The sequence below is a fragment of the Agrobacterium cavarae genome, from assembly GCF_004310285.1.
Classification (GTDB): Bacteria; Pseudomonadota; Alphaproteobacteria; order Rhizobiales; family Rhizobiaceae; genus Agrobacterium; species Agrobacterium cavarae.
In genome coordinates this window covers 40,601-65,708 of the sequence record NZ_SISF01000034.1, presented here as the reverse complement: position 1 = coordinate 65,708, position 25,108 = coordinate 40,601, and the positions used below count along the sequence as shown (strand labels likewise).

19 protein-coding genes and 1 other RNA gene are annotated in these 25,108 nt (G+C 58.7%); 8 read left to right on the top strand and 12 right to left on the bottom strand.

Going from position 1 to position 25,108, the window contains the following annotated elements:
- Nucleotides 1–7: 7 nt before the first annotated feature.
- The 8 genes from EYC79_RS21125 to EYC79_RS21090 all read right to left on the bottom strand — a co-directional run bounded on the left by EYC79_RS21125 (nucleotide 8) and on the right by EYC79_RS21090 (nucleotide 8,039).
- Nucleotides 8–1,360, bottom strand: coding sequence for an LLM class flavin-dependent oxidoreductase (locus EYC79_RS21125; protein ID WP_130979428.1), 1,353 nt, complete (start codon nucleotides 1,358–1,360; stop codon nucleotides 8–10).
- 380 nt (nucleotides 1,361–1,740) lie between these two features.
- Nucleotides 1,741–3,288 (bottom strand): Do family serine endopeptidase, encoded by a 1,548-nt coding sequence (locus tag EYC79_RS21120; protein WP_062440619.1) that lies wholly within the window; start codon nucleotides 3,286–3,288, stop codon nucleotides 1,741–1,743.
- A 220-nt stretch (nucleotides 3,289–3,508) separates the two neighbouring features.
- Nucleotides 3,509–4,459 carry a protease modulator HflC gene (hflC, locus tag EYC79_RS21115; RefSeq protein WP_130979427.1) on the bottom strand — a complete coding sequence of 317 codons (951 nt, stop codon included), beginning with the start codon at nucleotides 4,457–4,459 and terminating at the stop codon, nucleotides 3,509–3,511.
- Nucleotide 4,460: 1 nt separating this feature from the next.
- On the bottom strand, nucleotides 4,461–5,600 hold the full coding sequence (hflK, locus tag EYC79_RS21110; RefSeq protein WP_062598563.1) for an FtsH protease activity modulator HflK: 1,140 nt from the start codon (nucleotides 5,598–5,600) through the stop codon (nucleotides 4,461–4,463).
- Nucleotides 5,601–5,746: 146 nt separating this feature from the next.
- Nucleotides 5,747–6,274, bottom strand: a complete 528-nt coding sequence (locus tag EYC79_RS21105) for a dihydrofolate reductase (RefSeq protein WP_130979426.1) — start codon at nucleotides 6,272–6,274, stop codon at nucleotides 5,747–5,749.
- The gene (locus EYC79_RS21100) at nucleotides 6,271–7,065 is read right to left on the bottom strand and encodes a thymidylate synthase (protein ID WP_130979425.1); all 795 of its coding nucleotides are present in this window, start codon (nucleotides 7,063–7,065) and stop codon (nucleotides 6,271–6,273) included. Before EYC79_RS21100 ends, EYC79_RS21105 begins: the two co-directional genes overlap by 4 nt.
- A gap of 96 nt (nucleotides 7,066–7,161) precedes the next feature.
- Nucleotides 7,162–7,470, bottom strand: coding sequence for a DUF2853 family protein (locus EYC79_RS21095; protein WP_062441123.1), 309 nt, complete (start codon nucleotides 7,468–7,470; stop codon nucleotides 7,162–7,164).
- 167 nt (nucleotides 7,471–7,637) lie between these two features.
- Complete coding sequence (locus tag EYC79_RS21090; protein WP_130979424.1) at nucleotides 7,638–8,039, bottom strand: hypothetical protein; 402 nt, start codon at nucleotides 8,037–8,039, stop codon at nucleotides 7,638–7,640.
- Nucleotides 8,040–8,246: 207 nt separating this feature from the next.
- Between EYC79_RS21090 and ssrA the strand changes: the two genes are divergently transcribed.
- From ssrA to EYC79_RS21070, 4 genes are all read left to right on the top strand, one after another.
- Nucleotides 8,247–8,619, top strand: a transfer-messenger RNA (tmRNA) gene (gene ssrA, locus EYC79_RS21085).
- 190 nt (nucleotides 8,620–8,809) lie between these two features.
- Nucleotides 8,810–9,319 carry an SspB family protein gene (locus EYC79_RS21080; protein WP_062426554.1) on the top strand — a complete coding sequence of 170 codons (510 nt, stop codon included), beginning with the start codon at nucleotides 8,810–8,812 and terminating at the stop codon, nucleotides 9,317–9,319.
- A gap of 47 nt (nucleotides 9,320–9,366) precedes the next feature.
- A complete protein-coding gene (locus EYC79_RS21075; RefSeq protein WP_130979423.1) occupies nucleotides 9,367–9,564 on the top strand; it encodes a DUF4169 family protein in 198 nt (65 codons plus the stop codon).
- A 465-nt stretch (nucleotides 9,565–10,029) separates the two neighbouring features.
- Nucleotides 10,030–10,242, top strand: a complete 213-nt coding sequence (locus EYC79_RS21070) for a ribbon-helix-helix domain-containing protein (protein ID WP_062426641.1) — start codon at nucleotides 10,030–10,032, stop codon at nucleotides 10,240–10,242.
- A gap of 53 nt (nucleotides 10,243–10,295) precedes the next feature.
- Here EYC79_RS21070 and EYC79_RS21065 read toward each other — a convergent pair whose 3' ends face one another.
- The 4 genes from EYC79_RS21065 to EYC79_RS21050 all read right to left on the bottom strand — a co-directional run bounded on the left by EYC79_RS21065 (nucleotide 10,296) and on the right by EYC79_RS21050 (nucleotide 19,940).
- Nucleotides 10,296–14,003: an AsmA family protein gene (locus EYC79_RS21065; RefSeq protein ID WP_130979422.1), complete on the bottom strand. Its 3,708-nt coding sequence runs from the start codon at nucleotides 14,001–14,003 to the stop codon at nucleotides 10,296–10,298.
- 95 nt (nucleotides 14,004–14,098) lie between these two features.
- Nucleotides 14,099–15,508 carry an FAD-binding oxidoreductase gene (locus tag EYC79_RS21060; protein ID WP_130979421.1) on the bottom strand — a complete coding sequence of 470 codons (1,410 nt, stop codon included), beginning with the start codon at nucleotides 15,506–15,508 and terminating at the stop codon, nucleotides 14,099–14,101.
- Nucleotides 15,509–15,630: 122 nt separating this feature from the next.
- Nucleotides 15,631–18,795, bottom strand: coding sequence for an efflux RND transporter permease subunit (locus EYC79_RS21055; protein ID WP_130979420.1), 3,165 nt, complete (start codon nucleotides 18,793–18,795; stop codon nucleotides 15,631–15,633).
- Nucleotides 18,792–19,940: an efflux RND transporter periplasmic adaptor subunit gene (locus EYC79_RS21050; protein WP_130979419.1), complete on the bottom strand. Its 1,149-nt coding sequence runs from the start codon at nucleotides 19,938–19,940 to the stop codon at nucleotides 18,792–18,794. The genes EYC79_RS21055 and EYC79_RS21050 overlap by 4 nt, the downstream gene beginning before the upstream one ends.
- A 365-nt stretch (nucleotides 19,941–20,305) precedes the next feature.
- Here EYC79_RS21050 and EYC79_RS21045 point away from each other — a divergent pair, with 365 nt between their 5' ends.
- From EYC79_RS21045 to EYC79_RS21030, 4 genes are all read left to right on the top strand, one after another.
- Nucleotides 20,306–22,780, top strand: a complete 2,475-nt coding sequence (locus EYC79_RS21045) for an ATP-dependent helicase (RefSeq protein ID WP_130979418.1) — start codon at nucleotides 20,306–20,308, stop codon at nucleotides 22,778–22,780.
- Between the two features lie 188 nt (nucleotides 22,781–22,968).
- Nucleotides 22,969–23,877: a glycosyltransferase family 25 protein gene (locus EYC79_RS21040; protein ID WP_280956503.1), complete on the top strand. Its 909-nt coding sequence runs from the start codon at nucleotides 22,969–22,971 to the stop codon at nucleotides 23,875–23,877.
- Between the two features lie 324 nt (nucleotides 23,878–24,201).
- Nucleotides 24,202–24,675 (top strand): DMT family transporter, encoded by a 474-nt coding sequence (locus tag EYC79_RS21035; protein WP_130979417.1) that lies wholly within the window; start codon nucleotides 24,202–24,204, stop codon nucleotides 24,673–24,675.
- Nucleotides 24,672–25,094: a DMT family transporter gene (locus tag EYC79_RS21030; RefSeq protein WP_062598572.1), complete on the top strand. Its 423-nt coding sequence runs from the start codon at nucleotides 24,672–24,674 to the stop codon at nucleotides 25,092–25,094. The genes EYC79_RS21035 and EYC79_RS21030 overlap by 4 nt, the downstream gene beginning before the upstream one ends.
- The last annotated feature ends 14 nt before the right edge of the window (nucleotides 25,095–25,108 follow it).

The window sequence follows — 25,108 nt, the reverse complement described above, 5'->3', positions numbered from 1 at the left end:
TCGCACCTCACTCCGCTGCCTGGGCAACTGGCTGCTCTACAGACCAGCGATTGACGGGATATGGCAGGCCGAGATTCTCGCGAAGCGTGGTGCCTTCATATTCCGTCCTGAAGAGCCCGCGACGCTGCAATTCGGGAATGACGAGATCGACGAAATCGTCGAGCGCAGTCGGAAGCCATGGCGGCAGGATGTTGAAACCGTCGGCGGCCTCGTTCTCGAACCACTCCTGCAGCGTGTCGACGATGGTTTCCGGCGTACCGACGATCGTGTAATGGCCACGGGCAGAAGCGACCCACTGATAGAGCTGGCGGATGGTAAAGTTGTTCTCGTCGGCAATCTGACGCAGCAGCGCCTGCCGGCTCTTCATCCCTTCCGTTGGCGGCGCGACAGGGAGCGGTCCATCTAGATCGTAGCCTTTGAGGTCCAGCGTGCCGCCCGTCAGACCGTTCAGAAGACCGACGCCGTCCTCTTCGAGGATAAGCGAGGTCAGCCTCTCATATTTCTCCTGCGCTTCCGCCAGGGTTCTGCCAACGAAGGGCGACACACCCGGCATGACGAGAATGTGGTTTGGATCGCGGCCAAGACGGCGAGCGCGTGTCTTGATGTCGCGATAAAACTCCTGGGCCGTCTCGATATGCTGGTGGGCGGTGAAGATCACCTCGGCGGTTGCGGCCGCCAGATCGCGACCATCTTCGGACTGACCCGCCTGAACGATGACGGGGTGACCCTGCGGCGAGCGTGGCACGTTCAGCGGACCGCGCACCTGAAAATGCTCGCCGCGATGATTGGTCTCGTGCAGCTTGGCCTTGTCGTAGAAGACGCCGCTTTGGACATCGCGGACAAAGGCATCATCCTCGAAACTGTCCCACAGCGCCTTGACGACATCCACATGCTCGGCAGCGCGCTTGTAGCGGCTGGCATGGGGCAGTTGGGTATCCAGATTGAAGTTCTGCGCGGCGGAATCACCGGTGGTCGTCACCACGTTCCACCCTGCCCTACCGCCGGAAATCAGATCCAGAGACGCAAACTTGCGCGCGGTCAGATAGGGCTCTTCATAGGTCGTGGACGAGGTAGCGATGAAGCCGAGATTGGTGGTGAAAGGCGCCAGCGCCGAAAACAGCGTCGTCGGTTCGAACCCCGCCACCCTGTCATTGCCACCTTCCCGCGCGCCACCAAAGCCGACGGCAAGATTGTCCGCCAGGAAATAGGCGTCGAACAATCCGCGTTCGGCGGTTTGTGCCAGGTGCTTATGAAACTCGAAGCTGACCGCGCCATCCACCGGCTGATCGGGATGACGCCATGATGCGATATGCTGTCCACCGCCCGGCAGGAATGCGCCCAGTCTGATCTTGCGTGCCATTGGTTCCTCGCTTTGAAGCATTGCCGCGTCTGCCTTCAGGCAGAGAAGCGGACCATCCAGCCGCAGCACCCGTTCACCACGTGCCGCTTGAGAAGAACCCTACATTGTCTACTATTTTTATATAGAAAGGAGATTGCTCTGTTGCGCATCCTGAGCAAAAATATTTCTGTTCTTGAGCGCTGAGGCAGAACGAGCGCAAAATATGTTCGGCAATGGATGAGCTCATGCAACTCCGTCTCAACGGCGTGGCAGCCAACCTCAAGACAAAAAAGGCCAGAACATCATATCCGATGTTCCGGCCTTCAATTTGTAAACCGCCAACAAAAAAGACGGCCGGTGCAATTCAATCTCAACAAGCACGACGCTTGACGTGGAGCCGACTATTCCAGCGGTATCGCGACAAAACGCAGATTGCCTTGCGCGTCGGCAATCATCATATGCGCATTCTTGCGTCCGGCAGACTTCAGACCATTGACGCGCACCATCACGTCGCCGGGGACTTCCATGAAATCCTGTCCGACTTCGACGATCACATCGCCCGCCTTGACGCCCTTCTGCTCTGCAATGGAACCCGGCGCAACGCTCGCCACATAGACGCCCTCGACGCTTTCTGCGACGCCCTTCTCGGTCTTCAACTCGTCGGTCAGCGTCACGAGGTTCATGCCGAGCACCGTCTGCGCTGCCTCGCGTGTATCGGGCGCCTGCTGCTCGGTCTCGCCGTTCTTCTGCTCAGGCGCGGTCATTTCGCCACCCTCACCATCTTCAGGCATGGCGTCGTCGCTGCCGGCACCGGGCTGCTGATCTTCGGCACTATCCTGCAACTGGCCGAGCTTGACCTTGACCGTCTCTTCCTTGCCGTCGCGGAGCACCACGACATCGACTTCCTTGCCCACCGGGCTTTCGGCCACGATGCGCGGCAGGTCGCGCATCTCCTGGATTGGCTTGCCATCGAAATTCAGCACCACATCACCGGGCTTGATCGGCCCGTTCTCAACCGGTCCGCCCTTCACAACGCCGGAAATCAGCGCGCCCTTGGCGGTGTCCATGCCAAGGCTGGAGGCAATATCGTCGGTGACCGGTTGAACGCGAACGCCAAGCCAGCCGCGACGGGTTTCGCCGAACTCGATCAGCTGCTGCACGATGTTTTGCGCAAGCTCGGTTGGTACGGCAAAGCCGATACCGATCGAGCCACCACTTGGGGAAATGATCGCCGTATTGATGCCGATGACTTCACCCTTCATGTTGAAGAGTGGACCACCGGAGTTGCCCTTGTTAATAGCGGCATCCGTCTGAATGAAGTTGTCATAGGGACCGGCATTGATGTTGCGGCCGCGGGCTGAAACAACGCCGACGGTAAGCGAGCCACCGAGCCCAAAGGGATTGCCGATCGCCATCACCCAATCGCCGATGCGCATGGTGCGGGAATCGCCGAACTTCACCGCCTTCAGCGGCGCTTTCGGCTCGACCTTCAGAACGGACAAGTCCGTCTTGGTATCGGTACCCACGAGCTTCGCCTTGAGCTTGGTACCATTGGGGAAGATCACCTCGATATCGTCAGCGCCTTCAATAACGTGATTGTTGGTGACGACGTAACCCGCCGGATCGATGACGAAGCCGGAACCGAGCGAATTGACCTTCTCCCCGCTCTCGGGCTTCTGGTTGTCAAAATAGTCCTTGAAGAACTCCTGGAACGGAGAACCATCCGGGATACGCGGCGGCGTCGGACCCTTGCCCTCCGCCTTCACGCTTTGCGATGTCGAAATATTCACCACCGCATCGAGAAGCGGCGCCGCGAGATCGGCGACGGAAGCTGGCCCATTGGTCTGCGCCATCGCACCCACCGGCACAGCCACACCACCGGTCACGATGGCAAAGGCGGCCAGACCGGCAACGCTGCTGCGGAAGGGCGAAAATCGGGTCACGGGCATCAAGCGTCCTCGCATCTGCAAATGGTAGCCTCAAGCTTTAGTAGCCAAGCATAAGGCGGAATGATGAAGTGTGAAAAACCTTTTCGTGAAGAGCACGCGAATCTTCGCGCTCCTTCCACTGCAAATGCAGGCCTATCGTAAAGCCCTGACTATCACACCTATTTTCTTCCATAAGAAAAGGCCGCTCAAGGCGGCCTTTTCAATCTCGTACATCCAACAATCAGTTCGCTGGCGCCTGTGCCGGCGCCGTGGCAGGCGCTGGCGGAGCTGCGGGTGCTGAACCCTGCGGCTGCGTGCCGTTGATGTTGTTGAAATAGCGGAAGAAGGTCGAATCTGGTGAAAGAACCAGCGTCGTACCGTTACCCGTCAGCGCGTTGGTATAGGCGGTCATCGAGCGATAGAACTCGAAGAAAGCCGGGTCGCGCTGGAAGGCTTCACCGAAGATGCGGTTGCGTTCGGCATCACCCTCACCGCGCAGCACTTCGGACTGGCGCTGGGCATCGGATTCAAGCTCGACGACCTGACGATCGGCGATAGCGCGACGGCGCTGGCCTTCTTCGTTACCGCGGGCGCGGATCAGTTCGGCTTCCGCCAGACGTTCGGACTTCATGCGCTCGAAGGTCTGCTGTGAGACTTCCTGCGTCAGGTCCGTACGACGGATGCGGACGTCGACAATGCTGATACCGAGCGACTCGGCGTCAGGACGCAGATCGTCACGCACTTCCTGCATCATCGATGCGCGGGCATCCGACAGAGCGGATTCGAAGCCACGCAGACCGTAGACCCGGCGAAGCGATGCATCGAGACGCGTGCGCAGACGCGTTTCAGCCGAGAGCTGATCGCCCGACACGGTTTCGCGGAAGCGACGTGCATCGGTGATGCGATAGACCACGAAAGCATCGACTTCGTAGAACTTGCCGCCCGAAACCTGAACACGAATGTTGTCGTGGTCGAAGCGCAACGCGCGGTTTTCGATATACTGAACGCGATCGGCATCCATGAAGGCGAATGGCAGCTTGAAGTACAGGCCTGGCTGCGTCTTCACATCCTGGATCTGACCGAAGCGGACGACGATCGCCTGCTGCCGCTCATTCACGACGAAGACCGACGAGTAGACGAGGAAGAACAGGATCGCGAGGCCAACGAGAATTGCCGTAAGACGATTGCTCATATCAGTTGCCTCCCTGCTGTGCTGCGCCGGTATTGCCGCGCATCATTTCATTCAGAGGCAGATATGGCACCACGCCCTGCTTTTCATCGATGATGATCTTGTTCGAACCCTTGAGGACCTGCTCCATCGTTTCGATGAACATGCGCTCGCGGGTCACTTCCGGTGCCGTTTGGTACTGGTCGTAGATCGAGATGAAGCGCTGAGCCTCACCCTGAGATTCGTTGACAACACGGCTCTTATAAGCGTTCGCCTCTTCAACGATCTGGGCTGCCTGACCGCGTGCCGCACCAAGCTTCTGGTTGGCATACTGGTTGGCTTCCTGCACGAAGCGATCTTCATCCTGCTCGGCACGCTGCACTTCATCGAAGGCATCGGCGACTTCGCGCGGCGGTGCCGCATCCTCGATCGCAACCGCATTGATGGAGATACCGGCACCGTAGCTGTCCATCGTCGCCTGGATGATGGAGCGAACATCGGCGGCAATCGCCTGACGATTGTCACGGAAAATATCCTGCGCCGGACGGCGACCAACGACTTCGCGCATCGCGCTTTCAGACACCTGCTGAAGGGTTTCAGCCGGCGTATCGACGTTGAAGAGATAGGATTTCGGATCGGAGACCGTATAGAGAACCGAGAACTGGACGTTGACGATGTTCTGGTCGCCGGTCAGCATCACGCCGGTGGCAGCCGACGACGACGTCGCACGTGCACCGATATTCTGTTGCTGCTCGGTCACCTTGACGATCTCGACAGTCTCGATAGGCCAGAAGTGATAATGCAGACCGGGCATCGACACTTCGTTCTTCGGCTTGCCGAAACGAAGTTCTACGCCGCGCTCGTCCGGCTGGACGGTGTAGATGGACTGAATGCCGATAAAGGCAAGAACCACGAGAACAAGGATGGCCACGACGCCACCATTGAAGCCGCCCGGCAGCATGCGCTTGAAACGATCCTGACTGCGACGGATGATTTCTTCCAGATCGGGCGGGCCGCCATTGCCGTTACCCCCGCCTCCGCCACCGCCGCGTGGCCGGTTTGGCCCTTGTCCCCAAGGTCCACCCTGGTTGTTTCCTCCGCCGCCGCCACTATTACCGCCGCCGCCCCAAGGGCCACCGCCGCCATTCTGATTGCTCCAGGGCATTCATACCTCTTTGTTACAAAAACTTTCCCGCTCCCTCTCCAACGCGCTTTTGCGATGCCGGCGGGAATATCGTCCTCGTTATAAGAAGGCGAAGCGTCTGTTTCAACGCGGGGGCGGTAACTTAGTACCAGATAGACCCAAATAGTTCACTTTGCCGCACCGTAGCGCTGATAGGTTGCGAAACGCACGGCGTAATCGTCTTTTTCCCCAGCTGGCAGGGCAGTTTCGTCGGTTTTCTCAAAAACGGCCGGATCGATTTCCGGGAAAAACGTGTCGCCATCCAGTTCAACCTCCACATGGGTGACGGAAAGTTGATCGGCGAAGGGCATAGCCTGGCGGTAAATTTCGCCTCCACCGGCCACATAAACCGCCTCCACACCAAGCTCTCGAGCTTTGGATTTTGCTCGAGACAGCGCTTCCTCTAGCGAGGAAACGACCTCCACGCCATCGGGGCGATAATCCGGGTTGCGGCTGATGATGATATGTGGACGACCGGGCAACGGCCGCTCGCCGACGGAGAGAAACGTCTTGCGCCCCATGATCATCGGCTTGCCCATGGTCTCAGCCTTGAAGCGCTTGAGATCGGAAGACAGCTTCCAGGGCATGTCCAGCTCACGGCCAATGACATTGTTGCGGGACACGGCAGCAATCAGAATGATGCGGGGTTCACTCATACCGCAATCGGCGCCTTGATGCTTGAATCAGCTTCGTAGTTCTCCAGCGTAAAGTCTTCGAACTTAAAGGCAAACAGATCCCGCACATCCGGATTGAGCCGCATGGTCGGCAAGGCCTTCGGCGTCCGCGTCATCTGCAACTTCGCCTGTTCGAAGTGGTTCGCATAGATATGCGAGTCGCCCAGCGTATGAACGAAATCACCAGGCTTCAAACCCGTGACCTGCGCCACCATCAGCGTCAACAGGGCGTAAGAGGCGATGTTGAACGGCACGCCAAGGAAGATGTCGGCCGAGCGCTGGTAGAGCTGGCAGGAGAGCTTTCCATCCGACACATAGAACTGGAACAGGCAGTGGCATGGCGGAAGCGCCATCTCGTCCACCAGCGCCGGATTCCAGGCCGAAACGATGTGACGGCGCGAATTGGGATTGGTCTTCAGGCCTTCAATCAAAAGCTGGATCTGGTCGATATGGCGACCATCCGGTGCGGGCCATGAGCGCCATTGCGCGCCGTAGACAGGACCGAGATCGCCCTTCTCATCGGCCCACTCGTCCCAGATGGTCACACCGTGTTCCTTGAGATAGGCAATGTTTGTGTCGCCCTTCAGGAACCACAGCAGTTCATGGATAATGGAGCGCAGATGAAGCTTCTTGGTGGTCAGCACCGGGAAGCCCTCTGAAAGATCGAAACGCATCTGGTAGCCGAAGACAGAGCGGGTGCCCGTACCGGTGCGATCGCCACGATCGCTGCCCGTTTCCATCACATGCCGAAGAAGATCGAGATATTGCTTCATGTCGTTCCGCCACCGAGTCTCTATGGGGTTGTTATACCCCTTCCCGGCAGCGGAACCAATCGATAGAGGGGCGAAATCCCCAAAAGCTTTGGGCGGCTAGACTGTCTCCAGCTTTCCGAGGTGCTTGGCCACGAGGTAGTAGAAGGTCACACGGGATTTGCTGCGGTCTGCCGCCATCGCCTTGGCGGTTGCGTCGATCGCGGCATCCGCCTCTGCGCCATCGACGCCGAGCTTCTTGGCGCACCACCCGCTCTTGACCCGCGCAAGCTCCTCCGGATCCGACGACGACACCAGCGCCGAGTCGCGATTGCGAAGTGCAATACCCAAATATTTGACGATCTTGTTCACCACACCTTCATCGGCATCGGCATCGTACTTCTTCACATCTGCAAGATAGTCCGTCATGTCCTCATCCTCCATGTTGAGCAGCCGGATCGTATCCACGGCCACTTCAGGGAGAAGATGTTCCAAGCCTGCAACCGCGTCAAGAATCTTAGTCAAGCCATCACAACCGTCCGCGAGGTTTGCGTGGCTTCGCCATAAACCTCAGAAAGCGAACAGGATAAACCTGACTATCTTTCGAACGTCGCCTCAATAGTACGGCGTTCGGCTGGGTATCCGGTAGTCAGGGCAATACGGAACTTGGCCTCGTCTCTTGTGAGCCGCACCTTGATGGAGATCTTTTTCCGATCGCCACCTATCGTGGTTTCCCAGAAGCCCTGCCCCTCAACTGAGGGCAATTTCTCACGCAGGTATTTGGGGGTTGGTCTTACGGTTGCACGCCAGCCATTGTTGGCGACCACCTCGAGGTTAATCCCGAAACGGCGAACGGTGATGAGACATTTTGGGCAATCACCCGCGTTAGAACTTACCTGACGCCAAGGTCCCTCGTAGGGTTCAAGCTGATCCGCTCGAGCGCAGGGAACGATGAACAAGAGGGCAAGCAATACATATGCAAGCTGAACTGGTTTCATTCTCCGTCCTATCCTACGTTCATAGTGGGGGTCATTCTGGCCAGAGTGATAAGCGAATGATGTTTACTGCCTGTCTCATTAACATGGAGACTTATAATAAAACCCAGCAAATCGTGAGCATCCTTTCGGCAACAACTGGCTCGAAGCGCACCTGGATCGAGAGGTTAAGGCAGCCGATAGCCAGTCCTTTACCGAAATGTCACAAGGCCTCTTTCCTCAGCGCGCGGAAATGCCTATATGACCTTTGCCGGATGCAAATCCGGCTATGGCGATAAACGGTCGATGGAATAAACCTATTGGACCCGGGGGCGGTACCCGGCGCCTCCACCAAAAACCGGCGGCTTCTTGAGAAAAGGCCGGCTTTTGATGGGGGCGAAATAGGATCGACAAGGGCGTAAAGATCGAACTTTTGCTCGGCATGATACCGCCGTTATCGGGTCACAAGTGTAGTTGCAAATGACAACAACGCTAAGGAATACGCTCTCGCTGCCTAATGGCGGTGCGGGAATTCCGCTCTAAGTCCTTACGGTTAGCCCCGTAAGGCGGGGTTCGGAGGTACCTGGCAACAGAAACCTCCACCTTCTCCCCTCCCTTGAAATTCGCTATATGGTGCGCCTGACTCGCTTCTGGTACGCTTGAGATCGCGCATATATTTGCCGCGGTTGAAGACTAAAACATGCTGCAGGCGGTGAAGGCTTTTTCGTTGCTGCGCACTAAGACATTGCGTATACTCAGGTAAAAGACGTTCGAATAAGGAAAGACAGGACCGTATGGGGCAGGATCATATCCGTTACGACATTCTCGCACAGGATGCCCTTCGCGGCGTTATCCGCAAGGTTCTGAGCGAGGTTGCGGCCACTGGCCGGCTGCCGGGCGATCACCACTTCTTCATCACGTTCCTGACCGGCGCGCCGGGTGTGCGGATTTCGCAGCATCTCAAGGCGAAGTATGCCGAGCAGATGACGATCGTCATTCAGCATCAGTTCTGGGACCTGAAGGTGACCGAGACCCTTTTCGAGATCGGTCTGTCCTTCTCCGACACGCCTGAAAAGCTCGTCATCCCCTTCAACGCCATCCGTGGCTTCTACGACCCGTCGGTCAACTTCGAACTCGAATTCGACGTGCCTTTGGCCGAAGAGGAAGAAGTTCAGGAAGCGGAAATCACCGCCTACCCTGCACCGGCTGAAGCTAAGGTTCAGCCTTCTGAAGAGAAGAAGACGGACGAAGAAAAGAAGGCCGGCTCGGTCGTATCCCTGGATGCTTTCCGCAAGAACAAGTAAGGCGTCTGGCCCCGTCCTCAACGCGGTGCGGACCAATGAGAGGGCCCATGACGGGTGATATCGTCAACCTGCGCCAGTTTCGCAAGCAGAAGGCGCGCTCCGAGAAGGAAAAACAGGCGGAGCAAAACCGCCTGTCATTCGGCAGAACGAAATCCGAAAAGTCTCTGACGACAGCCTTGAATGACAAGGCTGAGCGCCAGCTCGATCAGGGCAAGCTTGATCGTCAGGATGGCGAATCCGAATAGGGCCAGCCGCCAAGATCTTCGCCTACCACCTCACAGCAACGTTCCCCCAAACGCTTTGCCGCCTTCAATTCTTGAACTCGGGTCTACAGCATCGGCCCGAAAATCGGACTCGATTTTCGGAAGGCACGACGCGTCGATTCAAAAAAGGTAAGCGCCTCCATCGAAGGCAGTATGCTGCCTGCCCTCTTGATCGCGAAGCTCTGATGCTTTCTGCTAGAGCGCGCACGAGGCCGAGCTTCTCACCACACACCAAAGCGCGCATCCCACCCGACATTCCAGATAGCGTCGACCGCATCGTGCTTTTTTCGGCCTCTCTTTCGATATCGCTCATCCTGCATGAGAAGTGGTGGAACCGAGGACACATAACAACGTTATCGAACGCAAGCTCCTATACATTTCATGGACTTGCAGGCAGAAAATGAATCAGATTGGCACCCTCTTGAATCGGCTTGGAAAGCAGCGACCTTGATACGCAAGCACTCCACGACTCTTCATGGTCACCGCACAAGCATCTCATTGGAGGATGCGTTTTGGGACGAACTCCGCGCGATTGCGGAAAAGCGAAAGATGAGCTTCGCGTCCCTGTTGGCGGAGATAGACGACAACAGATCGGAAAGCAGCAACCTGTCATCTGCGCTTAGGGTCTATGTTCTGATCTGGCTCAAGAGCCAGAAGTAGACGAGCCACCCCACTTCGCCCAACACTGACGCGTGTCAGCAGGCGTCACCTCCTTATTGAGGTGGGGATGCGTTCGACGGATCGGAAAACTGCCTGATCACATCCTGCGTCGGCGGAATTCTCAGCGTAGGTGTTGCCTCAGGTGTCTGCTGCTGGCGCTGCAACCGCTCCTGCTGCTCCTTCTCTGCCTGCAGACGCTCCTGCGCCAAAGCCCTCAGCCGTTCCTCTTCCGCCTTCCTTGCTCTTTCCTCCGCCTCTGCCCGTTCCTTTGCCGCCTGCCGCTCCGCCGCCTGGAAGCGATAAAGCGCAACCTCGCGTCGTAGCCGCTGTTTTTCCAGCACGCTCGCCTGTAGCGCTTCCACACGGCGGCGCTCCTTTTCGAAGGCGCGAAGAGAGAGATAGCCGGTGAGACCGGAAACATCTGTCGTCAAAGCTGGCTGCGCCAGAGGACCGACATAGTTCAGCCGGATGGAAGGCGTGGCACCGGCAAGCTCCTCGATGCCCGTTTTATAGTCGAGCTCGAGACCGCCGGTCAGTGTTTCATCGGCAATGTTCAGGGACAGATCGCCTTTGAGGGACAACTGATCTGTGGATGCCGTGACATTCTGCATCTTCAGGCTGCCATCGCTGATGGTGAACGGCATGGAGATCTGACCCAGCGTAACGTCGCCCTGCCAGAGTTGCTGATCCACCAATGGCCGAACTTTTGCCGCGTCGATATTGCCCTGCAGGCCAGCGGCCGCCTGAAGCCAGGGCTGGAAGGCATTCGGGTTGATGCCGCGAAGAACCAGATCATTGGTGCGGATTTCACCTGAGCCGCTGGCGGATGTCAGCAATTCGCGGACACTCTTGCCGGTTGCTTCGGCCGTCAGATCAGCCGCATAGCGGCCCGTCGCCACCGGGCTGTTGCCGCTCTTCCAGATGATGCCTTCCGGATTGGCCCCGGAGATGGCGAGCTTGGTGCGGAAGATTCCAGCCCCCTCGCCCGTCGCCATCGCCATTCTTCCGGACAGTTTGCCGCCCATCCAGTCGCCCGCGATATTATCGAGCGACAGCGTGCCGTTTCCATGGGTCATCGAGAAGGACGATCCGGTAACGGTGCCGAAGGGGCCGACCTCGAATTTCGCCGCCTTGACGAACAGTGCCGCCTCGATCTTCGGGAAGGACGGAAGCGCGACCGGCTTGGCGTTCAGCCCGCCACTTTCCGGATCGATGACCGGTCCATACATGGCGTCACCCAGCCACGCCATATCGACGCTCGCAAGCGAGACGTCGCCCGTCACCTTGTAGGGTGCGGCTCGCGATAGTGCGACATTGCCGGAAAAGGCGTTGCCGCCAGCCTGGCCAGTCAAATTGGCAAAAGTGGCCTTCTCTTTGTCGACAGAAAGCTTGGCATTTGCCTTGGTCGACATCCCACCACCAAGCTGCGGTAAGCCGACGGCGTTCATGATAAGATAGGGCTCGATATCCGCGCTTTCGAGCGCGAGATCGGCGCTGCCCTCGCCGAAGGTCTCGGGCGCAAGCGAAAAGCTGCCGCCGGCAGTGAAATGGGTACGTTCCGTGGAGAAGCGGAAATCCGTCTGCATCGCGGAGCCGAGGCTGCCATTGAGCTTGACCGAAAGCAGACCTTCGCCATCCGCATCGAAGGGCAGCGGATCAAGCCCCGCCTGGCCGAAGAGGATCGCAGTCGACTGGTTCTTGAGAACCGCTTCCAGCGTCAGCGCGGTATCGTCCGTGATCGAGAAGAAGTCCGGCAGCTTGGCAACCGCCGAGAGACGGCTGCCATTGATCGTGCCGGAAACGGCAGCATTGGCACCGCCACTGTTGCTATCGACGGAAAGATCGACGGTGACATCCGAATTGGCGTACCAGGGAGCGCTTCTCACCAGACGATCCAGCAGCGGATGGTGTGGCAGTTTCTGGCGGATCAGTTCAAGCACCGGCTGCATGTCTGCGGCGCGCAGATTGATGTTGCCCTTGCCGCCATATTTCAGCAGTGTTCCTTGCAGCTGTCCCTTTGCATGCACCTCGGCACCGGCAATATCGCCAGCCGTCATCGTATCGAGCGAGAGAACGCCGTCCGACACCGTAAAGGCGGTCTCGACCTTGTTCGCAGTTACACCCGCCATATTGAAACGGTCGGCCTTGAATTTCGCGGCGATGCGCTCATCGAAGACGGATGCGCCATTCGGATCACCAAGCACAAGGCTCCCGAGCGCTTTCAGCGCGTCGAGATCGATTTCGTCGCCGGCAAGGTCGACATCGATGCTCGACCCCTTATCCGTCGTCTGACGCAGCAGGCTGCCGCGCAAAGATGCCCGGCCGATGGCAAGTTCGAGATCGTTGAAGCGCTGAGCCTTTGTCGTCAGCGAGACCTTGGATGAGAAGCCGGCAGCGTTGAGCTGGCGAATGGCCGGATCGACGCTGCCCGTCAGCCAATTGGCAAGTCCGGACGGCTGGTTGGAGGCCACCAGAAGATCGCCATTAAAGGCAGGGCCGTCCGTCAGCGTCAGCGAGCCCTTGGCCTCGAACTGTGTGCGGCCTGGCAGCACGGCAACGGCGTTCACCACCTGCCACCCTGACCCGTCCGGTCGCACATCAAGCCGAATATCGCGAATGGTGGTGTCGTCGGAGATGAGTGCGGGCAGACTGATGCTGGCCTTGCCCGGCACCTGCGGCACCGGAATGCGCGCAATCAGATCGGCAAAAGCCTCGATACGCTGCCGCACTGACACTGTCGGTACGCGGGATGTCTTGCCGCTGGACGGGACCGGAACCGGCGTCAAGCGGTTGAAATCGATCTGCTGCCCGTCGGCGGTCAGCAGGAATTCGGGCGCCGCACCCGTATCGAGCGTGGCTTCGCCGGTGACGATATAGGGATTGTCGATGGCGCCCAGTTCCATGCGGTAGCTGGGAATGCGCAGGCGCCCGTTGGTCAGTTCAAAGCTGCCGCGTGTGCGCGGCGCCGAGAAGATCGACTGATCCTGCTTCTGCTGACCCTTCTGCTGTTGATTGTCGTCACGGCGGAAATTGAAGGCGAAGGAGCCGCTATAGACAGGACGACCAGCCGTTGCGCCAATGCCGCCATCGAGATCGATCTCGACGGGATACTCATCCGGCTGCAGCCGCAGGCGAAGTCCCATGCGGCCGACCGTCGGGTCCGGCTCGCCGCTTGAAAGCGAAAACGATCCGGCGTGGCCATCAATCGCGGCCCGGCCTTCCGCCCGCCACGGTCCTGCCAGTGATTTTGCCGACATCGCAGCATTCAGCCCGGTGATGGTGCGGTTGCGACCGGATTGCTCGTCGATGAACTCGATCTGCCCGTCTTCGATGTTGACGCTTTCAAGCACCACGGTGCGGGCCGGAATCTCGACGCGACCGCCACGCATCCAGTCCAGCGTGCCATCCTTCAGCAGCCGGATCTTCGCTTTTGGCTCTTCGATACGCATATCGAAGATGCGCGCTTCTCCTGAAAGAAACGGTGCGAGTTCGGCATCCATGGAAAAACGTGCCACCTGAATGAGTGGCGAGCCATCGGCGTCGGTGCCTGCTCTCACATCATGCAGCGTCACCGATGGAAAAGGCAGAAGCCGGGCTTCGACCGGTCCGTGGACCACGACCTTCTTGCCCAGAATGCGGCTCGCCTGATCTTCGAAGTCGCGACGGAAGTCGGTCCAGTCGATGAAATAGGGAATCAGAAGCGCCGCAAAGAGCGCCACAACCAGCAGTCCGCCCAGAAAAACCAATATGCGTCCGAGCACGACCCGTCGTCTCCCATAATCACCGCTGAAAACTAGCGGTTTTTCGCCCTAGGGCAAGCATCATTTGGTCGAAAGCCCTTTGCTCTCTAACCAGATCAAAGACGAAAGAGCTTGCCCGGATTGAAAATATTATCCGGATCAAGAGACCGCTTGATGGCGCGCATCGTATCGAGTGCGGGACCGGCCTCTTCCTCCAAAAAACTCATCTTCCCCTGTCCCACGCCGTGCTCTCCGGTACAGGTGCCATCCATGGACAGCGCACGACGATTGAGCCGCGCCACAAAGGCTTCGGTTTTCGCCACGCTGTCGGCATCCTTGCCGTCGAAAAGCACGAGAACATGGAAGTTGCCATCGCCCGCATGCCCAACGATCGGAGCCAGCATGTTGTTTTCCATGATGTCGCGCTGCGTTTCCACGACGCAATCGGCAAGGCGGGAGATCGGAACGCAGACATCGGTCGAAAGGCCGTCGAGATGCGGCGCCAGCGCACGCGATGCCCAATAGGCATCATGGCGGGCTTTCCACAGCTTGTTGCGCTCCTGCGCGTCACCGGTCCATTTGAAATCCGTGCTGCCAAACTCGGCGACGATTTCGGCGAATTGCTGCGATTGCAGCACAGTCGTTTCTTCCGTCCCGTGAAATTCGACGAAGAGCGTCGGTTTCTCTTCGTATCCCAGACCGGAATAGGCGTTGCAGGCGCGGATCTGGACCTCGTCCAGCAGCTCGATACGAGCCACCGGAATACCGATCTGGATCGTCATGATCACCGCATCGCAGGCGGCCTTGATCGTTTCGAAGGTGCAGACACCGCCGGCGATCTTCTCCGGAATGCCCTGAAGACGAAGCGTAACGGATGTGAGCACACCGAGTGTGCCCTCCGCACCGACGAAAAGCCGCGTCAGATCGTAGCCGGCAGAGGATTTGCGCGCGCGCCTGCCGGTTCGGATTTCCTCACCATTGGCAGTGACAGCGGTTACGGCCAGAACATTGTCCTTCATCGTGCCATAGCGCACCGCGTTCGTGCCGGATGCGCGCGTGGATGCCATGCCGCCAATCGACGCATTGGCGCCGGGATCGATCGGAAAGAACAGCCCGGTATCGCGCAGATAGGTGTTCAGCTGCTCGCGGTTGACGCCGGGCTCCACCGTCACGTCCAAATCCTCGGCATTGACCTCGATGATGCGGTTCATCCGGCTGAAATCGATGGAAATACCGCCAGATGGCGCATTGACCTGGCCCTCCAGCGAAGAGCCCGTTCCGAAGGGAATGACCGGCACCTTGTGCTCCGCGCAGGCCTTTACCACCGTCTTCACGTCATCGGCGGTTTCAACAAAGGCAACGCCATCGGGAAGCTGGGTCGTCAGGTAGGTGGTGGTGTGGGCGTGCTGCTCGCGGAAAGACTGGCCCGTCTGGAATTTTTCGCCGAGATCGCGTTTCAGCATCGTCAAAACAGCGGCAATGCCAGCCTCGTTTCGTGTTCCCGATACGACATCCTTCAAAGCCATGACATGCTCCACCACGCTGCAAGTTTTTAGCCCGCGTCGCGCGCGGGCCACGGCGTGGTATGTGACAAGGCTCTCACTTTGTCCAGCGCGGGCTTTGCGACTGTCCGGTGTTTGACGCCAAATCATTCCGCAGCAAGAAGTGGCTTTTCCTCCTCCAGGGCGCGGCGGCGAATGGCGGTCTCCAGTTCGCGATGCAGACGAATTTCTTCATCCGCCTGCGGCTTGGCAAAGCGCGCCAGGAGCAGGTACGAAACCGGGGTGATGTAGAGCGTCACCAGCGTCGCAAAGCCGAGGCCACCGACGATCACCCAACCCAGCGCGATACGGGCTTCAGCACCCGCACCCTGTGCCAGCACCAGCGGCACGCCGCCGAGAATGGTGGCGATCATCGTCATCATCACGGGACGAAGGCGGATGCTGCAAGCTTTCTCGATGGCTTCACGCACGCTCGCGCCCTGATCGCGCAGATGGTTGGCGAATTCCACGATCAGAATGCCGTTCTTCGCCATCACACCAACCAGAAGCACGAGGCCGATCTGACTGTAGACATTGAGGCTTGATCCGGTCACGAGCAGCGCGATTACCGCGCAGGCAAGACCGAGCGGCACCGTCGTCATGATGATCAACGAACTCAGGACACTTTCGAACTGCGCTGCCAGCACCAGGAAGATGATCGCAATGGCAAAGCCGAAGGTCAGCAACATGCCGCTGGAATTTTCCTGAAGCGTCGCAGCTTCACCGAGCGGGATCAGCCGCGCACCGGATGGCATGATCTGGCCCGCGAGTTCATTGACCTTGGCAACCGCATCACCCAGCGAAACACCTTCGCGCAGGTTGGCGGAGAAGCCGACCGATGGCAGCTGCTGCTCGCGGTTCAGCTGCGGCGCGACCGCATTTTCCTTCAGCGACGCGATCACCGACATCGGCACTATCTTGCCATCGTCTGTCTTCAAGAAAATGTTCTCAAGATCGGTCGGATCGTTGATCGGCCGGGTGGACGCGAGAAGACGAACAGGGATCGCGTCACCATTCACGAAGACGTCGACAATGGAGCGGCCTTCGAGAAGCGACTGCATGGCGCGCGACAGGCCGGTAATGTCGATGCCGAGATCGGATGCCCGTTCGCGGTCGATGGAGACGGAAAGCTGCGCCTGGTTCGGCTCGTTATCGAAGCGCGGCGTGTCGAACATGCCGGTTTCTTCCATCGCCAGCAGCAGCTTTTGCGTGGACTCGGTCAGCGCCTGATAGTTGGAGCCGACCATCGCCATGCTGAGACCATTGCCCGCGCCGCGAATGCGCAGGCTGTTCGGCTGCTGCGCCGTGCCGCGAAGCGCAGGCACCTTTTGTGCGGCGGCATTGATATCCTGAGCGATCTGGTTCTGCGTGCGGTCACGATCCGCCCATGGCGCCAGCGTCAACACCATGAAGCCGGTATTGGACGAGCCATTCATCCCGGTGATCGAATAGACGTTACGGATTTCCCCGCTTTCGCGCAGCGGCATCAGGTTCTCTTCGATGCGCTGCAACTGGTCGCGTGTATATTCCAGGCTGACGCCCTGCGGCGCAGTCACCCGCAGAAAGATCGACGAGCGGTCCTCGCGCGGCGTCAATTCGTTCTGCACCATGCCAAACGCCACCCAGGAGACGCCTGCAAAGGCAAGCGACACGACGATGACGATCAGCGGATTGTTGAGACAGCTCGACAACGTGTTCTTGTAGGTGCTGGCAAAGAGATTGCCGAACCAGGCAAGCGGGCCGGTTTTATGCTCGACAGTCTTCTTCAACATGCGTGATGCGAGCATCGGGCAGAGCGTCAGCGCCACAATCGAGGACAAGCCAACGGCAAAGGCCAGCACGAAGCCAAACTCGCGGAACAGGCCACCCAACTGGCCGGGCAGGAAGGACAGCGGAATGAAGACAGCGGCGAGCGTCGCGGTTGTCGCGAGAACCGCGAAAAATACCTCTTGCGTACCAAGCACGGCCGCGGCACGCGGCCCCATCCCTTCGGCTCTGCGGCGCACGATGTTTTCCAGAACCACGATCGCATCGTCCACCACAAGACCCGTCGCCAACACGATGGCAAGCAGCGTCAGGATGTTGATGGAAAAGCCGACCATATAGATGGCAACCAGTGTGCCGATCAGCGCGACCGGCATGGTGATGGCTGGAATAAGCGTGGCGCGCCAGTCGCGCAGGAAGAGATAGAGAACCACCACGACGATCAGTGCGGAAAGACCAAGCGCCAGCTCCACCTCATGAAGCGCGCCTTCGATGAAGACAGCGTCGTCGCTGGTGACGACGATCCGTGTGCCCTCTGGCAGGTTCGGCGTCATCGCATCGACCGCTGCCTTGACGCCCGTGGAAATGTTCAACGTGTTGGACTGCGCCTGACGGATCACGCCAAGGCCGACGCCCTGCACGCCGTTGGAACGCAGGGACGTGCTTTCATCGTCGGCACCAAGCTGCACACTCGCCACATCGCGAAGACGCACCTTGTCCTTGATCAGCAGATTTTCAAATTCGGCAGGCGTTGTGAGGTTGGCTGTCGCGCGCACCACGATGTCCTGCGTGGAGCTTTTCAGCGAGCCGGCCGGAACATCCAGCGCTGCGGTTGCCAGCGCATTCGAGACATCTGTTACGGTGAGGCCGCGGCTTGCAAGTGCTGCCTGATCGAGATCGATCCGGAACACCTTCTCCTGGTCACCGTAGAGCTCCACATCGGCAACGCCATCGACGGCAGCCAGGCGGTCGACGACCTCATCCTCGACAAGCTTGGTCAGGTCCTCCATGCTGAGCGTGGAGGACGTGACAGCAAGACGCATGATCGGCTGGCTGTCGGAATCGGCCTTGATGATCTGCGGCTCATCGGCATCTTCCGGCATCTGGTTGGTGACACGTCCGATCGCGTCGCGCACATCATTGGCTGCGACGGCCAGATCGATATTGTCGCCAAATTCCAGCGTCACCCGGCTGGTACCGAACTGCGAGGCCGACGAGATGGACTTGACCCCGCTGACACGGGCGACAGCGCCTTCGATCGTCTGCGTCACCTCCTGGTCGATTGTCTGCGGCGACGCGCCGTCATAGGTCGTGCGCACGGAGATGACCGGACGGTCCACATCCGGCAATTCGCGCACTTCTACACCCACGAGCGCCGCCAGACCGGCGACCACCAGCAACGTGTTGATCACCGCAGCAAGGATCGGCCGTCTTACAAAGAGCGCGGTAAATGCAAGCTTCGAGTCCTGCCCTGCGGGCGGCGTCTGTCCAGTTGATGAACCGCTCATTGGCTGGCGACCTCCGGTGCTTTCGGTTCGTTGCCGATGCGCACAGCGCCGCCTTCACGCACGCGCTGCAGACCTTCCGTCACGAGGGGGTCATTGGGTGAAAGCTCAGCCTTCACCAGAACAGCGTCAGGGTTGCGCTGCACCACCTGAACGCGGACCTTGTTCGACTTGTTGTCCTTCACGCGCCACACATAGGAACCGTCGGCGTCCCATTGCACGGCCAGCGGATCGACCGATGGGTAGGTTTCGCCTTCGAACTTCATGGTGACGCTGAAGGACATGCCCGCACGCAGCTCATCCTTGGCGTTATCGAAAACCGCGCGCACACGAACGGTGCGGCTTGCTTCGTCCACGCGATTGTCGACCGCCTCCACCTGGCCCGTAAAGGTTTCACCCGGGCGGGCAATCGAGGTCGCCTCCACCGGCATGCCGACCTTGATTGCCGTGGCAAATCGTTCCGGTGCCCAGAAGTTGACGAGGATCTTTGAGCGATCGTCGATGCTGACAATGCTGGTCTGTGTCGTTGCATTATCGCCGACATTAATGGCGACGATGCCGGCAATGCCGTCGATCGGCGCGACGATATTGCGCCGTTTCAGATTGAGCTCGGCCGTGCTGACCGCAAGCTTGGCAGACTCCTCGGCAATCTGCGCGTCGAGAACATCGAGACGGGCCACCGACTGAAGATTTTTATAGGAGGAAGATTTTTCAACCGCACTTTTGAGAGAGACCTGCGCCTTGTCGCGCTCGATCAGTTGCTCGTCATCATCGAGCCTCGCCAGCACATCGCCCTTCTTCACCTTCTGACCGGACGACACGAGGATCTCGGAAATCAATCCGGACGCCTGGGGTGTGACGACGACGGTCTGAATCGCCTCACCATTGCCGATGGCATTGAGGCGGTCGTTAACTGTGCCGGTCTTGGCAGGAGCAGTAATCACCAGCGTGGCATTGCTGCGACCGCCCCCGCCACCTTGGCCTGCAGGTCTGGACGAAGCACTGGCGGCATTGTTTGCAGGCTCTCCCGTCGTGACGATGCCAGCCTTCGCCAGCAGGTTCTGCCCTGTGGACGAATTGAACGCCCACAAAAAGAAACCAGCCCCGACGACCGCCAGACTGACACCAACCTGCTTCCAAACCCGCATGCAATTCTCCGTGTGATCCATCCACAACCGCAGCCGTGCCGCAGCGCGGACAGGCAGGCGAATGATTTGGGGCAGTATCTTTGCTGCTGCTTAACAACGCAACGCAACATTTCGTTTCTTACCGAATTGTAATTTGCGAAAATTTTGCGGCAAAACATCGAAAAATCACCGATATACTTTATCGGCAGTTGTAATTCCGCTTCGAAGCCGTCCTCGACTCAGCATCGGATGCGCTCGTCTCGTGAGGCCTCGGGCATGCATAAAACCGGAATTTTGCCTTCTATTGGTCGCGATCACCGTGAATACGGGAATAAAAGCAGAACGACGTTCTAGCGTTTATATCCCGAATCACTACATTGAGCCGCATGAGCAATAGTTTCGACGATATGCCGTTCTTCGACGAAGAACCAAACGAGCCGCGCCGTCCGGCCCCAACCGCAGCTCCCGCCGCCGGTGGCCTGGGCATTGCCGCGCGCGCCATGGCGGCGCGCGATCAGGCGCGTGGCACGCCCGACTATCTCTCCGGCCTCAATCCGGAGCAGCGGGAGGCGGTCGAAACGGTGGATGGTCCAGTGCTGGTTCTTGCGGGCGCCGGCACCGGCAAGACCCGCGTGCTGACGACACGCATTGCCCACATTCTCGCAACCAACAAGGCCTATCCAAGCCAGATCCTCGCCGTGACCTTCACCAACAAGGCCGCGCGCGAAATGAAGGAACGTATCGGCGTTCTTGTCGGCGGTGCGGTCGAAGGCATGCCATGGCTTGGCACCTTCCACTCCATCGGCGTGAAGCTTCTGCGTCGGCACGCCGAACTCGTCGGGCTGAAATCGGACTTCACGATTCTCGATACCGATGACGTGGTGCGGCTCATCAAGCAGTTGATCCAGGCCGAAGGTCTGGATGACAAGCGCTGGCCGGCCAAGCAGTTCGCCGGGATGATCGACAACTGGAAGAACAAGGGCCTGACACCGCCCGATATTCCAGAAGGCGACAGCCGCGCCTTTGCCAATGGCAAGGGCCGCGAGCTTTATGCAGCCTATCAGGCAAGACTGAAGACGCTGAATGCTTGCGACTTCGGCGATCTTCTTCTGCATCCAATCACCATCTTTCGCCGCCACGGCGATATCCTCAAGGATTATCACCAGCGCTTCCGCTACATTCTGGTCGACGAGTATCAGGACACCAACACCTGCCAATATATGTGGCTGCGGCTCCTGGCGCAGCGCGCAAAGGGCGAGCCGCAAAACGTCTGCTGCGTTGGCGACGACGACCAATCCATCTATGGCTGGCGCGGTGCCGAAGTGGACAATATCCTGCGCTTCGACAAGGATTTTCCCGGTGCCAAGGTCATCAAGCTCGAGCGCAACTATCGCTCCACCGAGCATATTCTCGGCGCCGCCGGTCACCTGATTGCCCATAATGAAGGTCGCTTGGGCAAAACACTCTTCACCGATCGCGTCGATCCGAACGACGAAAAGGTCGTGGTGCATGCTGCGTGGGACTCTGAAGAAGAAGCCCGTGCCGTCGGCGAAGAGATCGAGGCGCTTCAGCGCAACACCAAGCACAATCTCAACGACATGGCGATCCTCGTTCGCGCCTCGTTTCAGATGCGCGAATTCGAAGATCGCTTCGTCACGCTTGGTCTCAACTACCGCGTCATCGGCGGCCCACGCTTCTATGAGCGCATGGAAATCCGCGATGCCATGGCCTATTTCCGCCTTGTCTGCCAACCGGCCGACGATCTGGCTTTCGAGCGCATCGTCAACACGCCGAAGCGCGGGCTTGGCGACACGACCATTCGCACGCTGCACGACTATGCCCGCGCCCGCGATATCCCCATGCTGGCAGCCGCCGCCGATATCATCGAGACCGATGAGTTGAAGCCCAGGGCGCGCAAGGCGCTCTTCGATGTGGTGCAGGATTTTCGCCGCTGGCAAGGGCTGCTTGAAAACACTGAACACACGGTGCTTGCAGAACAGATTCTGGATGAGAGCGGCTACACCGCCATGTGGCAGGCCGACAAGACCGCGGAAGCGCCTGGACGCCTTGAAAACCTGAAGGAACTTATCCGCTCGATGGACTCCTTCGAGAGCTTGCGCGGCTTCCTGGAGCATGTGGCGCTCGTCATGGATGCCGAGCAGAATGAAGAGCTCGATGCCGTCTCGATCATGACGCTGCACTCCGCCAAGGGCCTGGAATTCGAAACCGTCTTCCTGCCCGGATGGGAGGAAGGGCTCTTTCCACATCAGCGCTCTTTGGACGAAGGCGGACGCTCCGGGCTCGAAGAAGAGCGGCGTCTTGCCTATGTCGGCATCACCCGCGCCAAGCGCCGCTGCCACATCTGGTTCGTCTCAAACCGTCGTATTCACGGCCTGTGGCAATCCACCCTGCCCTCACGCTTCCTGGATGAGCTGCCGGCATCCCATGTCGAAGTCACGGCATCAGAAAGCAGTTATGGTGGCTATGGCGGTCGCGGCGGCTACGGCCAGTCCCGCTTCGACAAGGCCGAACCCTTTGCCAATAATTACGCCACGCCCGGCTGGAAACGCGCTCAAGCCAACAAGTCGGATGCGACGCGCGACAACTGGGGCAGCCGCTCGGGACATGCGGTAGAGCGGATCGGCTATGGTGAGAGCGGTCCGCGTGCCCGGACCATCGATGGAGAGCTGGTTGCGAAGTCGGTGGCCGACGCGCCCTCGAAATTTGCGGTCGGAGATCGCGTCTTCCATATCAAGTTCGGGAACGGCAATGTCGCGACCGTCGAAGGCAACAAGCTGACGATCGATTTCGACCGAGCGGGCCAGAAACGGGTGCTCGACGGCTTCGTCGAAAAGGCCTGATTCCCAAACATAAAGAAGCCGCGCCAGCTTGAAGAAGATAAGCATGCCTCGTGCGCCCAAAAAAGGCGCGCTGGCCCCTAAGTTTTCACCTCGTATTTTTGAGTAACTGACGGCTTCGACTATTTCCCTCGGGGCGATTCTCGGCAATAACCACATGGTTTTCGCAGAGTCGTCCTCCTGAGGTTAAATTGCATATATTCGAGAATTCTAATTCAATACTTGCAGTTTACCTCATCAACATGGCCAATGCACAGCAACGCAACCAGGCCATGGTCGACAAGCTCTTAGGCATCGGGCTCACGGCAGAGCGTGTCGAAGCGGTCGATGGAAGAGCCCTGAAATTTCCGATCCCGGAATTCAGCGAGCTTTCCTACAAGCTTATGCACGGCCGCCGGACCTGTCCGCCGGAAATCGGCTGTTATCTGAGCCACGTGGAATGCGCACGCCGACTGCTGCAAAGCGAGGCCGAGTTTGCGCTGATCCTCGAGGACGACGTGGTCTTCAAGCAGGGGTTTATGGAATCGGTCGAGGCTGCAATCGATCATCGAAACGATTGGGATATTCTGCGGCTATCGACAGTCAGCCACGGGAAAAAACATGCCTTCCGCAAGCTGACGGCTGAACGCTCGTTGAGCATCGCACTGACGCGCGAAAAAGGCTCGGGTGCCTATATCGTCAATCGCAAAGCGGCCAAGTGGATTGCAGAAAAGCTGGTCCCGATGCGCCTGGCCTACGATATCGCCTATGATCTCGAATATCTGGCAGGCCTCAAGTCGGCCTTCATCTATCCTCTGTGCGCTTCGCAGGATGCAGACAACACCAGCTCCATTCAAAGCGTCGCTCGCGCTTACAAGCTGCCCCGCTGGCGGTACTTCACCGTCCTGCCCTTCCGCGCCTATCTGGAGGTGACTCGTTTCCTGTTCAGAGGGGCGAGGCTTGTTTTGGGCTATGCAGGAAATATGCGCAAGCCGCGTGCACTGCCAACTGCAAAGAGGAAAAGTGATTCTTCGAGCGTATCATTGCCCACCCACCCGGCCTCCTACGACCCGGCACCGGTTCACGCGGTCGTTTCGCCCGGCGTAAACCCGATCAGGTAAACCGCGGCAACGATAGCGGCGATAATAAAGATCGAGATGACGAAGATCGTCATCCGGCTCAGTGGTTTGCGTGTCGTTTTTTTCATGCGCAAACAACAGCTTTGCGCTGATTTTGTTCCCTAAAACATCGGAAGCACGACGCGTCGTCTCAAAAGAGATGAAGCGTCCCTTGTGTGTGGAAATGGACGCGTGGCGCTGTGGTGATGCCTCACCCATCACTGCAAATGGCCGGACCCATCAACGCATTTCGTTTTGTTTTTGCGCCGTAAGGTTCTAAAGCCAGATGACTTCTTCAGGGCCATTCTCAAAGAGACAAAGTTTCCCATGACGCCGACACGTTCCAATCCGCTTCACCTGGCGGCCGCTTTCGCCAGCGGCGGTCTTTTGACCTTGATGGTGCATTTCAACGGAATGCTCGCCCATTATGGCAATGCGCTTTTTTCCTCCTGGACGGCTCACGCCACAGGAACGGTTGCGGCAATCATCATCATGGGGCTGCTCTACCGCAAACCGGAGGCGGGACAGCCAGCAAAACCCAAGGCCCCACTTTGGGCCTATATGGGCGGTATGATCGGCGCTGTTCTCGTCATGCTGACCTCCACGGCGGTGAATTCGCCTCTGGCACTTTCCGGCACGATCGCCCTTGGACTGGCTGGGCAGGTGATTTTCAGCCTAGCGGCGGATTTCTGGGGCCTGTTCGGCTTTCCCAAGCGCCGGCCACAGGGACAGGACATTCTCGCAATCGCCCTCATCCTCGGCGGCAGCGCTCTCATCATTCTGGTGGGGAGAGCGGCATGATCGTCTGGATCGCAATGGCCTTTGTCGGCGGCGTCTTCGTTTCGCTCAGCCGCCAGATCAATGGCCGCCTCAGCCTGTCCACGTCACCGCTGACCGCATCCTTCTGGAATCACTTTGTCGGATTGGTCGTGCTGACGCTGGTGGGACTGGTGATTGGTGGTCTTTTCCCGCCAGGTGCGGGCGATGCGCCATGGTACGCCTTCATCGGCGGGCCGATCGGCGTTGTCTTCATCGCCTCCGGCAGTTGGCTGATCGCGCGCATCGGTGCCGTCAACACCGCACTCCTCGTCATCAGCGGCCAGATGGTCTCAGGTGTCGTCCTGGATTTCTTCAGCGACCAGCCGCCGAAAATCTGGGCGACTGCGCTCGGCGTGATCTTCATTCTCGGCGGCATGGTACTGACCCAACGCCGCCGTTAAATCTGGTCCGCGAC